Origin of the sequence: Pseudomonas sp. PDM19 (assembly GCF_014852215.1) — a bacterium.
Lineage (GTDB): Bacteria > Pseudomonadota > Gammaproteobacteria > Pseudomonadales > Pseudomonadaceae > Pseudomonas.
Genome location: NZ_JACVBG010000001.1, coordinates 1,722,476 through 1,735,161 on the forward strand (window position 1 = coordinate 1,722,476; position 12,686 = coordinate 1,735,161).

Genomic DNA, 12,686 nt, shown 5'->3' on the forward strand with positions numbered 1-12,686 from the left:
TACCCGTACAGTTTTCCTGCGCCACTGTGCCTGCAACCGGGCATCGACCGTGGCTAGAGTCGTTCGTCCCGACTTCAAGGAAAGCACCATGGCCGACCTGCAGATTCGCCCCGCCACCGCTGATGACGTTCCGGCCATGCTGGACCTGATCTTCGAGCACGGCCCCAACGACTGGAACTTTCTGCCCGAAGGTCCGGTTCGCGAGCACTTCCAGGGCATCGCCGCGGGGACGGTCTGGGCGCTGGTCGCAGTGGATGGCGATGAGCTGCGCGGCCTGGTGACCTTCCATGAAAGCGCTGCGTTCGGCCGCTTCCAGCACGAAGGGCGCCCGCGTCACGCCTATATCGCCGAGGCCACGGTGCATCGCGGCGAAGCCGGGCGCGGCCTGGGTACGCGCCTGCTGCGCGCGGCCATTGCCGATCTGCTCGCCCGTGGCCTGCCCGACATCTACATCGAGCGCCACGAGGAGAACCCCGGCTCCGCCGGGATGATGCGCAAGGCCGGCTTCGACGAGCTGGAAACCTTCGCCGACCCGCAGCGCCGCCCCAATGGGTCGCGGCGCACGACGATCTGTTACCTGGACGCGCGAACCGGCGCCGCCTGAGCTTCGCCCAGACCGGCGAGGGCTTGCCGTGCCGCTTCGCCGGCCTGCTCCAGCACCTGGCGCTTCCAGCCGTCCTCGTCCACGTAGAAGGCATCACGCAACTGGCGATGGATGCGCAGGGCTTTCTCCGCCGGTACGCCGGGGTTGTTGGCCAGCCACTGGTCCGCGCGCAGCGCCTTGAGCACCTGAAGCCCCGGCAGCGTGCCGAACTCCAGGGCGATGGCGGTCAGCTCGGCCTGCGGACACTCGCTCGCAGCGCTGAGGATCATCTGCCCCTGCAGCTGCACCGACACCGATCCCCCTTCGTGCGCCGAAGTCACCTCATCGCTCCACCAGCGGCGCGTGCGCGCCAGCGTCTGCGGATCGTTCCCGCCCACATAGATGCGCTCGCCGTGGCCTTTGGGCCCAAGGCCGGTGTGCACGTCGATCCAGCCCAGTCGTGCGCAGTCCCGGGCGTGCTGACGCAGCACCTGGCGCACGGCCTGGTTGCTCCAGGTCGGTTTGGCGCCGATGTAGAACAGGCCGTTGGGATGGCTGTCCTGGCCGCTGGATATGGCCGCCTGCAGTTGCTTGCGGCCGTGGCGCATGGCGTAGCGCAGCAGGCGCAGGTGGCTGGCGAAGGACGGCCAGCGGCGCGGGATCAGGATCGGGTCGAGCGCCGCGTAGGCCTGGTTGCGCTGTCGCGGCTGGGAGAAGTCGATGAAGTTGCGGTTGAGGTCGACGTTCTCGTGGGTCCAGCGCCGCCACCAGGAAAAACCGTAAGGGTTGGCCGCGTGCAGGTAGAGCACCGCGCAGTCGGCCTTGGCGCATTGCTCCAGCCAGTCGGGATCATTGAGCAGCGCAACCTGCACCGCCGAGCCGCAGAAACCTTCCACTCCATGACAGCCGCTGCTGATGATCAGCAGGTTCTGCGCATCGCGCGGACCACTGCGTGCCACGTCCAGCGCGAGCGGTTCGCCATCGCGGCCGGCCAGCGGGTGGCGGTGGGATTCGACGACCAGGCCGGCGGACAGGCACGCGGCGAGAAACTTGCCACGCGCTTCGGCGTAGCTCTGGGAAAAACAGGCAGACGGGTTCATCACCGCTCCGGATGATTGGATGTTGCGAGGCCCGCTGGGCGGGCCCTTCGGGGAATATCAGGCGTGGCCGACCGCACCGGGCAGCGGCGCTTCGCTGTGCGCGCCCTGCAGGGACTGGCGGGTGCGCTCGGGGGCGATGATCCGGCAGCCGAGGATGGCGCCGACCACGGTGAGCACGCCGAACAGGCCAAGCGCCGTCTCGAAGCCATGGGCGATGTCACCGCCGCGCAGCTCGACCAACTGGCCGACGATCCAGGGCGCGAGCATGCCGGCGCTGGTCATGCCGCCAATGTGAATGGCCAGCATCGAACCGCGCTGGGCGCTCGGGGCGATGTAGGCGACCAGGGTGTTGCAGAAGGTCGGCAGGACGTTCACCAGGATCGCGCCCAGGGCGTAGAGCACCAGGATCGCCAGGCGATCGCCGTGCAGCAGGGTCAGCGCGCAGAAGGCAACACCGGCGACCGCTGCGAAGGCCATCGGCGGCAGCACCATGGCGCGCTGCACCGAGGCGCCGCGCTTCATCGCCCGCTGGGAGAGCGTGGAGAGCAGCAGGTTGGCAAGGATCACCCCGACCGTCACCACCATCACCGTGTAGCCCGACTGCATGGGCGTCATGCCCTGGCCCTTCTGCAGGTACACCGGCACCCAGCTGTACACCAGCGCGGTGGGCAGGTAGCTGAGGAAGCCCATCAGGGTGATCCAGATGAAACTGCGGTTGAGCAGCAGGCGGCTGTACGGCAGGCGCAGTGACGACCCCGGCCCCTCTTCCTCGGTCTGCTGGCCTTCACGGCCGAAGACCAGCCAGACCACCAGCCAGACCAGCCCGAGCAGCGCCAGCAGGAAATACGCGGTGCGCCAGCCGAAGTGCTGGATCGCCAGCGGCAGGCTCAGCGCACCGAGCACCGCGCCGAGCATGATCGACACCTGGATCAGCGCCGAGGGCAGCACACGCTCCTTCGGGCCGAACCACTTGAAGCAGGCGTGCTGGGTGACCGCCGTGCCCGGCCCGGTGCCGGCTCCCAGCAGCAGGCGCCCGGCGACCAGCGCGGCGAAGCCGCTGGACAGCGCCACCAGCAGTTGCGAGGCCATCCAGACCACCGACATGCCGGCGAGAATCCAGCGTGTCGGGAAGCGGTTGGCGAGGAAGCCCACCAGCACGCCGGAGATCGAATAGAGGAAGAAGAACGCGCTGCCGATGAAGCCGAACTCGGTTGGCGAGAGCTTCAGCTCGTCGATGATCTGCGCGCCGGCGAAGGCGAAGATGGTCTTGTCCAGTACGCTGATGACCATCACCAGCATCAGCAGGATGAGGACTACGGTGCGCTGTTTCATGCCTGCCCCCCTCTCGACAGCGAAGTCTCCACCAGCCGCACCCAGAGCGCCGCGCCGAAGGGAATGGCGCCGTCGTTGAAGTCGTAGCCGGGGTTGTGGACCATGCAGCCGCTGGGGCCGCTGTTGCCGTTGCCCAGGGCGATGTAGCAACCGGGACGGCGCTCCAGCATCCAGGCGAAATCCTCGCTGCCGAGGAAGCCCGAAGGGATCTCGGAGAGCAGGCGCTGCGGGCCGACCAGTTCGGTCAGCACCTGGCGTGCGAGGCGGGTTTCCTCCGGCGTATTGACCAGCACCGGCACCAGCTCCTCGTACTCGTAGTGCAGTTCCATGCCGTGCACGGCGGCGACGCCACGGGTGATCTCGCCGATGCGCTGCTTGAGCAACTCACGCACTTCCGGCTTGGTGGCGCGCACGCTCAGGCGCAGGTCGGCGTGGTCGGGAATCACGTTCGCCGCCTCCCCTGCCTTGAGCATCCCCACGGTCACTACGGCCACTTCGGTGGACGGCACGTTGCGCGCCACAATGCTTTGCAGCGCCAGCACCAGCTCGGCGGCGGCGACAATCGGGTCTTTGGTCAGGTGCGGCATGGCGCCATGGCCGCCGACGCCGGTCAGGCGGATCGACACGCGATCCGAGGATGCCGTCAGCGCGCCCTCGCGGGTGAGGAAGCAGCCCACCGGCAGGCCCGGCGCGTTGTGCAGCGCGTACACCGCGTCGCAGGGGAAACGCACGAACAGGCCGTCGTCCATCATTGCCACGGCGCCACCCAGGGTTTCCTCGGCGGGCTGGAAGATCAGGTTGAGGGTGCCGTCGAAGTGGCGCTGCTCGGCCAGGTCGCGGGCGGCGCAGAGCAGGATGGCAGTGTGGCCATCGTGTCCGCAGGCGTGCATGCGGCCGGCGTGCTGGCTGGCGTAAGGTACGCCGCTGGCTTCGTCGATGGGCAATGCATCCATGTCGGCACGAATGCCGATGCTGCGCGCACTGCTGCCCTGGCGCAGCACACCGACCACGCCGGTGCCACCCACGCCTTCATGGACTTCATAGCCCCATTCGCGCAGGTAGCCGGCAACGATGGCGGCAGTGCGCGCTTCCTCGAAGCCCAGTTCGGGGTGTTGGTGAAGGTCCCGACGAATCCGGGCGAAGGCTTCCTGGGAAGCGAATAGTCTTTCGACTGTCTCGTGCTGGGTAAGGGGGTGCTGACTCATGCCGCATCCTGCTCATTGTTCTGATGTGGCCGGCAGGATGCCCCACGCGCGAGGCGCTGAATAATGACCTTCGCGCATGCTTATCAAGGCTGGTTATCGAGACGGGCTTTCATCCAGCCAGGATCAGTCGGCCTTGCGCAGGTGCGGACCCTTGAAGGCGTAGACCAGCTCGTCCACCAGGGTCTGCGCCTCGCGGGTCATCAGCTCCGGCGGACGGCAGACCAGGGAAATGTCGGTGCCCGGCACCGTCTCGGCGATGTCCAGCGCGTCCAGGGTACCGGAGACGATAGGCAGGTCGAACACCCGTCGCGACCAGAAGCTCACCGCGTCGGTGTTGGCCGCCAGTTCCGCGTAGAGCACCACCGAGGCGCACTCGATGACGCGCTCGGGGTGGCGCACCTGGTACTGCTCGAACATCTGCCCGGCGAGGGACACATCCAGCGAATCGGGCACCAGCCACTCCTCGTCGAGCAGCTCGTGCAGCGAGCGCGCGTTGCGCAGCGGATGGCCCTTGCGTACCGCCAGCGTAGTGGGCTGGGCGTAGAGTTCCTGCCAATGGAAGCCGTCGACGTTGCGTGACGAGGGCTGCGAGGTCAGCACCAGGTCCAGCTGGCCTTCGCGCAGTCCTTCGAGCAGCTTGGCCGGGCGCAGTTCGCTGATCTGCAGTTGCACCTTGGGGTAGCGCTTGCGGTAACGCAGCAGGCAGCTGGCGAACTGCTGGCTGGGCGTCACCGGTGACACCCCGATGGCCACGCGGCCGTCCATGGCGCCCTTCAGCGTCTCGATCTCGTCCCGCGCGCGGCGCACTTCCTCGACCACCAGGCGAGCACGGCGCACCAGCCGCTCGCCGTATTCGGTGGCGGTGATGCCACGGTTGGAACGCACCAGCAGCGGCACGCCCAGCTCGGCCTCCAGCTCTTTGATGCTCTTGGACAGGGCGGGCTGGGAAATGTGCAGCAGGCGCGAAGCTTCCTGGATGCTGCCGCTTTCGCAGATGGCGACGATGGCGCGGAGTTGATGCAACTTCATGGAGTGGTCGTCGGCTCGGGGATCGGTAACAGGTCGGAACATAAAGCAAAATCGAGGCCGGCGTGAGTAACGGTTGGTAAACGCGGGTGGACTGGTGGGTCGCGGGGGTGTTTTTGCCGGCTGATTCAGGCGGTGGGAATCTCTGGGAGTTTCGTGCATCGCCAGCATGGGTATCGCTGCGCTCGCGGAACGCCGCCCGACCCATCCTACGACGAGGTTTTCCTGTTGCCACTGTGCGGGTGGGTGGATTCGCGGACATGGCCCGCTCCTACAGGTGAGTGCGCGAGCCACAAAAAAAGCGGCCCGAAGGCCGCTGATAAACACATCGGAGCGCCGGTGAGCGCCAGTCAAGCCCGCCGTCAGCGGATGCCGGTGGCGCGCAAGGCGTTGGGGGTGAAGTCGTTGCTGCTGGCCTTCACCGCAAAGTCATAGCTGCTCTTTTCTTCGTTGCGCAGGCCGGACACCGTGTAGCGGCCGGACAGCACGTCATAGTGGGTCTCCGCCGTCAGCCAGGTGAACTGCTGGTCGTAGAACGGCCGCGCATGGCCCTCGGACACCCGCCAGAGGCTGCCACGGCCGTCGTAGGCGTCAGCCTCGGCGATCTGCCAGCTGTCCTCGTCGATGTACAGGTCACGCTTGCTGTAGATGTGCCGCTGGCCCGGCTTCAGGGTCGCCACCACGTGCCACACGCGGTGCAGTTCGTAGCGGGTGTGGTCCGGGTTCAGGTGGCCGGGCTTGACGATGTCGTCGTACTTCAGCGCAGGCGAGTCGAGCGCGAAGCTGTTGTAGGGGATGTACAGCTCCTTCTTGCCCACCAGCTTCCAGTCGTAGCGATCCGGTGCGCCGTTGAACATGTCGAAGTCGTCGTAGGTCCGCATGCCTTCCGCGCCGGGGCTGTCGTAGCCCACCTGCGGGGCGCGGCGCACGCGGCGCTGGCCGGCGTTGTACATCCACGCCATGCGCGGTTCCTTGACCTGGTCGATGGTCTCCAGCACCAGCATCACGCTGCCCGCGCGGCGCGGCGGCGAGAGGATTTCCTGGCGGAAGTAGTAGAGGATGTTGTCCATCTTCGCCGGGTCGTAGTCCTTGAGCCCGAACGGGAAGGCGAACTGCTCCTTCATGTAGCTGATGGTGTAGGCGCCGTTGGTTTGCGGGTTCATCTGCGCGGTGGTGCGCAGCATCGCGTTGCCCCGGTAACGGGTGACGTGATTCCAGATGACTTCCAGGCCGTTCTGCGGGATCGGGAACGGGATGGTCATGCTGAAGTTGGTCAGGCCGTTGCCGCCTTCGGCCAGGGAGGTCGCCGTGGCATTCTTCTTCGCCGCGTCGATCACCGCCTGCGGGTAGCTCGCACTACGGTGGCTGGGGTAGACCGGAATGCGGTAGGTCTCGGGGAAGCGCTGGAACATCGCCAGCTGCCCCGGCGTGAGCTTGTCCTGGTACTGGCTGGCGTTCTGCGCAGTGATGGTGAACAGCGGCTTGTCCGCGGCATAGGGGTCGGCGAGGAAGCCGCCAGCGTCGACCGTGCCGGCGTTCAGCGCCAGGCCACCGGTCCAGGCCGGGATGCTGCCGTCGGCGTTGCCCGCCTTCTCGGCGCCAATCGGGGTGAGTTCATTGCCCAGGCGCGCGGCCTGGTCGGCACCGACTGCGGCCATGACCTGCCCGGCGAGCAGGCCCAGCGTCAGGCAGCCGGCCTGCAACCATTGCTTGTTGTTCATGCTTTTACCTCTGGGGGCTGGCGGGCGTCAGAAGCTGACGCCCATGCTGACGGCGAGGAAATCGCGGTCGGTGTTGACGTTGTAATCACCGCCGAAGTAGTCGGTGTAACTGATGCTGGCGGTGTAGCGGCTCAGGTACTCGGCATCGACGCCGACGCTGACCGACTTGTCGCCCTCGTTGAAGGTCGGGCCGTAGCCCTGCACGTCGTGGGAGAACGCCAGGTTCGGGCGCAGCGAAACGCCACCGAGCAGGTCGTTGTATTCCAGGCCCGCGCGCACGCGGTAACCCCAGGAGTTCTGGGTGTAGAAGCCCTTGTCATCGCACTGGCCGGGGTTGGCGGTGTTCACCACCTTCTGGCAGATCGCGTTGCCCGACAGCCCCAGCAGCGCCGAGGTGCCGGCACTGGCCAGCTCACCGTTGCCATATACGCTGCTGCGGCCGAAGCGCAGGTCGGAGCCGTCGGTGGAGCCCAGGTCGGCGATGTGGCTGAAGCCGATCTCGCCCACCAGGGTCAGGCGCTCGGCGCCGATCAGTTCGATCTGGTCGAAGGTGTTGGTGAAGGTCATCTGCGCCTGGGTGAACGGCTTGCGCTCGTAACCCTGGATCAGCGACCCGTAGGCCGAGTCTGCCCAGCCGCTGGAGAAGATCGGCAGGCCACCGTTGACCAGCGGGCTGGTCGCCGCCGAGCCGAGAGTGGCGGCGCCGGAGACGTCGCTGGAGTTGATGCCCAGCGGCATGTTCGGCCGGTAGCTGATCTCGCCCTGCACCGCGGTGCTGCCCCAGGTGGTGTTGAAGCCCAGGCCGTAAAGGCGGATGTCCTCGGGGTAGTCCAGGTACCAGCGCGCGGTGCTCACGCCGCCCTGCCCGATCAGCCCGCCGACCGGGTCGGCCAGCGCGCCCTTGCCCACCACCCAGTTACTGGTCGGCGTGCGGCTGTGGTAGTTCATCGCGTAGGCGGAGAACTCGGTATCGTTATACATCCAGCGCAGCGCCACGCCGAACTGGCCGCCGTCGCGGGCGTCGTGGTCCTTGCCACGCGGCACATAGCCGTAGCCGCCACGGATGCCGGTGCCATCGATGTCACGGTCGAAGTCGCTGCCGTTCACCGCCATGTTGATGTCGCAGCCCTTGGCGGCCACGTCGCTGCCGAAGAAGGTGCCGCAGTTGTCCGGCACGGTCTTCTCCCACTCCAGCTGGTAGAAGGCCTCCATGGACAGGGTGTCGGTGAGCCCCTGGTTGAAATACAGCATGCTCACCGGGATCAGCGCTTCCTTCACCTCGGAACCGGGTCGACGCAGCGCGGCGACGTCCGCCGGGTTGATCGAGTTGATGCCGTTCTGGATGAAGGTGCTCTCGCCCCAGCTCACCACCTGGCGGCCCACGCGCACGGTACCCGGCCGGTCCTGCAGTTCGTAGTTGTGGTAGAGGAAGGCGTCGAGCAGCTCGGCGCCGGAAGACTGGGCGGCGGTATCGCGGCCGCTGTCGTCGATGTCATAGAGCGGACGGTGTTCGTCCTTCAGTTCGAAGTCGTACCAGTACTTGCCACGCAGGAACAGGCCACTGTCGCCGTACTTCAGCTCCAGGTCGTGCAGGCCCTTGAAGATCTTGGAGAAGGTCTCGCCGCGCTTGAAGTTCAGCCGGCCGTCATCGGAGGTCTGGCTGGACGCCGTGCCGCCGTTGCGGGTGCCGATGAATTTCTTGTCCGGGCTGTCCATCGCCCAGCTTGCGCCAATGGACAGGGTCGAGTCGAAGCGACCCTCGATTTCCCCCACGTTGAAGCTCACTGCCTGAGCCGAAGATGCCCCGCCAAGGGCCATGCTGGTAGCCAGCGCCAGCGCGTGCGGCTTGAAGCCTGCGGCGCCGGTTATTGTTTTTTTCATGCTGCTCTCCGCCTGGATCGTGCTGGTCACGGCAAGCCGTGCCACCCCTGCTCCGCGGCTCTTGGGCCGGGAGGCGAGCGCAGGTTAGAGCGCTGTCACAACGCTGACTTCTGAAAAAAAGTGATGCCCATAGCCAGAATGAAAACGCCGCCGTCTCGCAGCGCGCGAGGCTTTGCGGGTGCGGCTCTGCGGGTGATAACCGACGGCTATCGCGATACCCAGGATTCAGCCGACCCGGGCCGCGCATTGCCCTAAAGTCCGCCGCCATCAGCGACTCCCCGACCCTGAGGTGGACCATGAAGATTGCGTTGACCGGCGACAGCATCCTGCAGCGCCGCCTGAACAGCCGCGAAGACCAAACCCTGCTCCCGCTGTTCGACCTGCTGCGCGGCGCCGACGTCAGCTTCACCAACCTGGAAGTGCTGCCCAACGACTTCCAGGGCGACGCCGTGCTGGAAAGCGGCGGCTCGCACTTCGGTGCGCCGTCGTGGGTGCTCGACGAGCTGGTGGAGGGCGGCTTCGACCTGTTCTCCACCGCCAACAACCACAGCCTGGACTACGGCATCGCCGGTCTGCAGGCCGCCCACGCACAGCTGGACAAGCGCGAGCTGCTGTTCGCCGGCACCGGCCGCAACCTCGAGGAAGCCCGCCGCCCGGTGTATTGCACCAAGCCTGCCGGCACCGTCTCGCTGCTGGCCTGCACCTCCACCTTCGGCAAAGGCCAGGAAGCCAGCGAGCAAACCCGCGACATGCCCGGCCGCCCCGGTCTCAACCCACTGCGCTACGACACCGTGCACCAGCTCGACGGCGCACAGATGGAAGCCATGCGGGGCATCATCGCCAGCCTCGGCCTCGACCGCCTGTATCAGGGCGCGGTGGACCTGGGCTTCGCCCACCCGATCCCCGATCCATCGCTGGCGGTGTTCGGCCCCTTCACCCCGCTGCTGTTCCGCCAGGGCGAGAGCGCGCGCCTGCGTACCCTGCCGCGCAAGAAGGACATGGACGACATCCTGCGCTGGGTCGAGGAAGCACGGACGCTGTCCGACGTGGTGGTGCTGAGCATCCACGCCCACGAACTGGGCCACGACGCCAAGGGTGAGTGGGACCTGGAAGTGGCTGCCGAATTCATCCAGCCGGTAGCCCGGCGCATGATCGACGCCGGCGTCGATATCGTGGTCGGCCACGGCCCGCACCTGCTGCGCGGCATGGAGATCTACAACGGCAAGCCGATCTTCTACAGCCTGGGCAACTTCATCGGCCAGAACGAGCTGGTGGAGCGCCTGCCGGCGGACAGCTACGAGCAATTCCGCGTGGACCGCAACCAGACGCCTTCGAAGGTGTTCCTGCAGCGCACCCAGAACGACACCCGCAGCTTCCCCTCCGATGCGCGCTTCTGGGAGAGCCTGGTGCCGGTCTGCCAGTTCGACGGCCGCCGCCTCACCGGCATCGAGCTGCACCCGGTGAGCCTGGGCCTGGGCGAGGCGGTACACCGCCGCGGCCGCCCGCGCCTGGCCGAAGGCGAACACGCACAAGCGATCCTGCAGCGCTTCGCCGCGTTGTCGGAACCTTACGGTACTCGGCTGTCGGTGGACGGCTCGATTGCGCGCGTCACACTCTGATGCCGCAGCGCCGGGCGGCCACAAGCTGCCCGGCGCCCTCTTCTTCCCATCCCCATGACCACAGCCCGCATTCTCATCGTCGAGGACGACCTGCGCCTTGCCGCCCTCACCCGCGACTTCCTCGAACACCATGGCCTGACCGCCGGCATCGAGTCCGATGGCGCACGCGCCGCCGACCGGGTGCTGGACGAGCGCCCGGACCTGGTGATCCTCGACCGCATGCTGCCCGGCGAGGATGGCCTGTCCATCTGCCGTCGCCTCCGTCCGCGCTACCAGGGCGCGATCCTCATGCTCAGCGCGCGCTCCGAAGACACCGAGCAGATCGACGGCCTGGAGAACGGCGCCGACGACTACGTCTGCAAACCGGTGCGCCCGAGCCTGCTGCTGGCCCGCGTGCGGACCCTGTTGCGACGACCACGAAACGTACCCGAGCCGACTGACCGCCTGGAGCGCTCCGGACTGGTGCTCGATGCCCGCCAGCGCGAAGTGCGGCGCAACGGCTCGCGCATCGACCTGACCGGCGCCGAGTTCGACCTGCTCTGGCAACTCGTCGCCCACGCCGGCCAGACCCTCAGCCGCGACGACCTGCTCCTGGCGCTGCGCGGCATCACCTGGGACGGCCTGGACCGCTCGGTGGACGTACGCGTCGCCCATCTGCGCGCCAAGCTGGACCAGGACCCGCCAAGTCCGCTGATCGTCACGGTGCGCGGCAAGGGCTATCGCTTCGTCGGCTGACAGCGCTTAGTCCGCATGACCGCCCGGCCGAAAAATCGTCGCGCGGGGAACTCCGCCCAGTCAAACCAGGCACCCTCACCGCCGCAGGAGTGCCCGGCATGACCGTCAGCATCGACAACCTCAATATCGCCCTGCCCGTGGGCAAGACCCCGACCGACACCGTCTCCATCGAGATTCCCGGCCCGCAGGCGCTGGCGCAGTATCCGAACCTGGTCACCCGCCTGCCCGACGGCAGCCTGCAACTCACCGCGCCGACCAAGGGCGTGGCGAGCAAGAGCGTCCACCGCACCCGCTGCGAATGGAAGGAACCGATCTACTGGGCCCTGAGCGGCGCCACCGAGCATGTGAACCACCAATTGATGAAGGTCACCCAGGTGAACTCGGCACAGAAGGTAGTGGTGGCGCAGATGCACGTGAAGGACGACGACAGCCCGCTGCTCAAAGTGTTCTGGCAGAAGGGCAAGCTGACCATGGGCTTCCGCCAGAACTTCAACCAGACCACGCCGGTGAACAGCACCGTGCTGGACAACGTGCCGCTGGGTGCGGAGTTCGACATCCTGATCCTCGCCACGTCCAGCCTGATGCTGACGGTGCAGGCCAGCTGCAACGGGCGTAATTCGGCGCTGCCTTCGATGCCGCTGGATGTCAGCTGGGCAGCACGGGTTTTCGATTTCCACGGCGGGGTCTACAACCAGATCGATTTCACCGACACGACCCTGGCGAGCGATGCGTCGGTGTGCGTGATCAAGGACCTGCAGATCAGGCATGCGTGAGCGTGCGGAAAGCGGCGCCTTACAGGCGCTGTTCGCGCGCATGGCCCGCTCCTACAGAAAAGCGCTGGCATCCGGTAGGCTGTGGAATCGTCGCACCCAGAGCCCATCCGTATGCCCGCCCTCACCTGCCCCCACCTGACAGGCCAGCACGTCGAACTCCTGCCGCTGCGTGCAGAACATGCGCCGGCATTGCTGGAGGCCGCCGCCGATGGCGAACTGTGGAACCTCAAGGTCACGGTGGTGCCCGGCCCGGATACCGTCGCGGGCTATATCGCCAAGGCCGAAAAGGGCCTGGAGGAAGGCAGCGTCCTGCCCTTCGCCATCCTCGACCGGCGCACCGGCAGGGTCGTCGGCAGCACCCGTTTCTGGAAGGTCGACCGCGCCAACCGCAAGCTGGAAATCGGCCACACCTGGCTCGCGCTGTCGGCGCAGCGCACGCCGATCAACAGCGAGGCCAAGCTCCTGCTGCTCACCTACGCCTTCGAGGAACTCGACTGCGTGCGCGTGCAGTTCACCACCGACGAGCTGAACGAGAAGTCTCGCGCCGCCATCCTGCGCCTGGGCGCGGTGCAGGAAGGCATCGTCCGCCACGAGCGCATCATGCCCGACGGCCGCAAGCGCAACTCGGTGCGCTTCAGCATCATCGACAGCGAGTGGCCGGAGGTGAAGGCACGGCTGCTGGAAAGGCTCGGCCGCGCCCCGATCTGATGG

Annotated in this window: 11 protein-coding genes; 5 read left to right on the forward strand and 6 right to left on the reverse strand. The window is 66.8% G+C overall.

From position 1 onward, the window contains the following. Window positions 1-88: 88 nt before the first annotated feature. Window positions 89-604 carry a GNAT family N-acetyltransferase gene (locus IB273_RS07620; RefSeq protein ID WP_138216976.1) on the forward strand — a complete coding sequence of 172 codons (516 nt, stop codon included), beginning with the start codon at window positions 89-91 and terminating at the stop codon, window positions 602-604. Here the strand turns inward: IB273_RS07620 and IB273_RS07625 are convergent. From IB273_RS07625 to IB273_RS07650, 6 genes are all read right to left on the reverse strand, one after another. Continuing rightward, window positions 574-1,683 (reverse strand): M14 family metallopeptidase, encoded by a 1,110-nt coding sequence (locus IB273_RS07625; protein WP_151187405.1) that lies wholly within the window; start codon window positions 1,681-1,683, stop codon window positions 574-576. The two genes, IB273_RS07620 and IB273_RS07625, sit on opposite strands and share 31 nt — an antisense overlap. A gap of 57 nt (window positions 1,684-1,740) precedes the next feature. Further along, window positions 1,741-3,015 (reverse strand): MFS transporter, encoded by a 1,275-nt coding sequence (locus IB273_RS07630; RefSeq protein WP_192223707.1) that lies wholly within the window; start codon window positions 3,013-3,015, stop codon window positions 1,741-1,743. Further along, a complete protein-coding gene (locus tag IB273_RS07635; RefSeq protein WP_192223708.1) occupies window positions 3,012-4,220 on the reverse strand; it encodes a M20 aminoacylase family protein in 1,209 nt (402 codons plus the stop codon). The genes IB273_RS07630 and IB273_RS07635 overlap by 4 nt, the downstream gene beginning before the upstream one ends. Window positions 4,221-4,343: 123 nt before the next feature. Beyond that, complete coding sequence (locus IB273_RS07640) at window positions 4,344-5,249, reverse strand: LysR family transcriptional regulator (protein ID WP_081518253.1); 906 nt, start codon at window positions 5,247-5,249, stop codon at window positions 4,344-4,346. 359 nt (window positions 5,250-5,608) lie between these two features. Then, window positions 5,609-6,967: a DUF1329 domain-containing protein gene (locus IB273_RS07645; protein WP_192210751.1), complete on the reverse strand. Its 1,359-nt coding sequence runs from the start codon at window positions 6,965-6,967 to the stop codon at window positions 5,609-5,611. Between the two features lie 27 nt (window positions 6,968-6,994). Next, a complete protein-coding gene (locus IB273_RS07650) occupies window positions 6,995-8,848 on the reverse strand; it encodes a DUF1302 domain-containing protein (RefSeq protein ID WP_081518697.1) in 1,854 nt (617 codons plus the stop codon). A 296-nt stretch (window positions 8,849-9,144) separates the two neighbouring features. Between IB273_RS07650 and IB273_RS07655 the strand changes: the two genes are divergently transcribed. From IB273_RS07655 to IB273_RS07670, 4 genes are all read left to right on the forward strand, one after another. Beyond that, on the forward strand, window positions 9,145-10,467 hold the full coding sequence (locus tag IB273_RS07655; protein ID WP_151187409.1) for a CapA family protein: 1,323 nt from the start codon (window positions 9,145-9,147) through the stop codon (window positions 10,465-10,467). Window positions 10,468-10,521: 54 nt separating this feature from the next. Beyond that, complete coding sequence (locus IB273_RS07660; protein WP_081518256.1) at window positions 10,522-11,202, forward strand: response regulator transcription factor; 681 nt, start codon at window positions 10,522-10,524, stop codon at window positions 11,200-11,202. A gap of 98 nt (window positions 11,203-11,300) precedes the next feature. Beyond that, window positions 11,301-11,975, forward strand: coding sequence for a polysaccharide lyase family 7 protein (locus tag IB273_RS07665; RefSeq protein ID WP_151187410.1), 675 nt, complete (start codon window positions 11,301-11,303; stop codon window positions 11,973-11,975). A gap of 111 nt (window positions 11,976-12,086) precedes the next feature. Next, window positions 12,087-12,683, forward strand: coding sequence for a GNAT family N-acetyltransferase (locus IB273_RS07670; protein WP_192223709.1), 597 nt, complete (start codon window positions 12,087-12,089; stop codon window positions 12,681-12,683). The last annotated feature ends 3 nt before the right edge of the window (window positions 12,684-12,686 follow it).

What these genes read in the sequence shown, in the direction of transcription:
- IB273_RS07620 (WP_138216976.1), top strand. Translation starts at nt 89, where the DNA reads ATGGCCGACCTGCAGATTCGCCCCGCCACCGCTGATGACGTTCCGGCC.
- IB273_RS07640 (WP_081518253.1), bottom strand. Translation starts at nt 5,249, where the DNA reads ATGAAGTTGCATCAACTCCGCGCCATCGTCGCCATCTGCGAAAGCGGC.
- IB273_RS07645 (WP_192210751.1), bottom strand. Translation starts at nt 6,967, where the DNA reads ATGAACAACAAGCAATGGTTGCAGGCCGGCTGCCTGACGCTGGGCCTG.
- IB273_RS07625 (WP_151187405.1), bottom strand. Translation starts at nt 1,683, where the DNA reads ATGAACCCGTCTGCCTGTTTTTCCCAGAGCTACGCCGAAGCGCGTGGC.
- IB273_RS07660 (WP_081518256.1), top strand. Translation starts at nt 10,522, where the DNA reads ATGACCACAGCCCGCATTCTCATCGTCGAGGACGACCTGCGCCTTGCC.
- IB273_RS07630 (WP_192223707.1), bottom strand. Translation starts at nt 3,015, where the DNA reads ATGAAACAGCGCACCGTAGTCCTCATCCTGCTGATGCTGGTGATGGTC.
- IB273_RS07635 (WP_192223708.1), bottom strand. Translation starts at nt 4,220, where the DNA reads ATGAGTCAGCACCCCCTTACCCAGCACGAGACAGTCGAAAGACTATTC.
- IB273_RS07665 (WP_151187410.1), top strand. Translation starts at nt 11,301, where the DNA reads ATGACCGTCAGCATCGACAACCTCAATATCGCCCTGCCCGTGGGCAAG.
- IB273_RS07655 (WP_151187409.1), top strand. Translation starts at nt 9,145, where the DNA reads ATGAAGATTGCGTTGACCGGCGACAGCATCCTGCAGCGCCGCCTGAAC.
- IB273_RS07650 (WP_081518697.1), bottom strand. Translation starts at nt 8,848, where the DNA reads ATGAAAAAAACAATAACCGGCGCCGCAGGCTTCAAGCCGCACGCGCTG.
- IB273_RS07670 (WP_192223709.1), top strand. Translation starts at nt 12,087, where the DNA reads ATGCCCGCCCTCACCTGCCCCCACCTGACAGGCCAGCACGTCGAACTC.